The organism is Nocardia cyriacigeorgica NBRC 100375, from assembly GCF_000308555.1.
GTDB lineage: Bacteria > Actinomycetota > Actinomycetes > Mycobacteriales > Mycobacteriaceae > Nocardia > Nocardia cyriacigeorgica.
In genome coordinates, this window is record NZ_BAFY01000294.1 from 1 (window position 1) to 883 (window position 883).

General features: G+C 62.3%; 2 protein-coding genes. Both read right to left on the reverse strand.

Annotation, left to right across the window (positions count from 1 at the left end; all coding sequences use genetic code 11):
* Positions 1-241: helix-turn-helix domain-containing protein (locus RJ05_RS33045; RefSeq protein ID WP_036541881.1), on the reverse strand; the 241-nt coding region annotated here is incomplete at its 3' end.
* Positions 222-740 (reverse strand): DUF6879 family protein, encoded by a 519-nt coding sequence (locus RJ05_RS26075; RefSeq protein WP_036541883.1) that lies wholly within the window; start codon positions 738-740, stop codon positions 222-224. The genes RJ05_RS33045 and RJ05_RS26075, both read right to left, overlap by 20 nt.
* Positions 741-883 lie beyond the last annotated feature (143 nt).

The window sequence follows — 883 nt, forward strand, 5'->3', positions numbered from 1 at the left end:
TGGCCAGGAGATCGGGCTCTTCATCTGCGGCGCCGGTGATGCGACACCACTCGGCGATGTCACGAGCGGTGGGTAGCTGATGGCCGTTCTCGATCTTCGAGATCCGAGTGTGGTGCCTGCCACCGGATAATTCCGCGGCCAACTCGCGGATAGTAAGGCCCGCGCCCGTGCGCAGGCCGCGCAATCGGAGGCCGAGTGCGCGCCTGGCATCCTGGGCGGAGCTAGACGGGCTGGTAGTCATGGTGTGGAATCGCCCTCTCCCACACCGACTCGAACGCTGTCCGGCACAACTCGATATCTCCAGGGTCGGTTGACACGACCTTATCGACCCCCATGCCGTCACCCGAATAGTGCAGGAAGATCACCATCTCGTTGTCGAGCACGTAGAAATCGTTGCCGGGAATAGCCACGGAATCCAGGCGCCGACGCGGCACCCACCGAATATCTTCACCTGCGTCGACCATCGGGTGGGCGATCGAGTACGACCACCGCTGATACGACGACAGCGGCTCCGACACGATCCGCGCTCGTCGGACACTGCGGCCTGCGGCGACGTGGCGGCGCAGAGTATCGCACCAGTCATCAAGCCAGGCTAAGTCGTCGTGTTCACCGGCTGCCCACTTCGCCATATGCGGTAGCTCGACCTCGGTGCCATAGGCATCCCGGGTCTCCAGATGCACAGCACTGTGCTCGAACTCGGTGAGTAGTCGGTCGAATTCGTCGTCACTGATTGCTGTCACTGGCAGCCTGAGGTTCGCGGAAGAAGTACGGGACGAGCCGATCTGGGATCTCGACACATGTCTCGCCGTCCGGAATGTCCATGCGAGCGAGAACTTCAGGATCGGTGACGACCCAGCCCTGCACGATCCAACCTGTCTCGGTC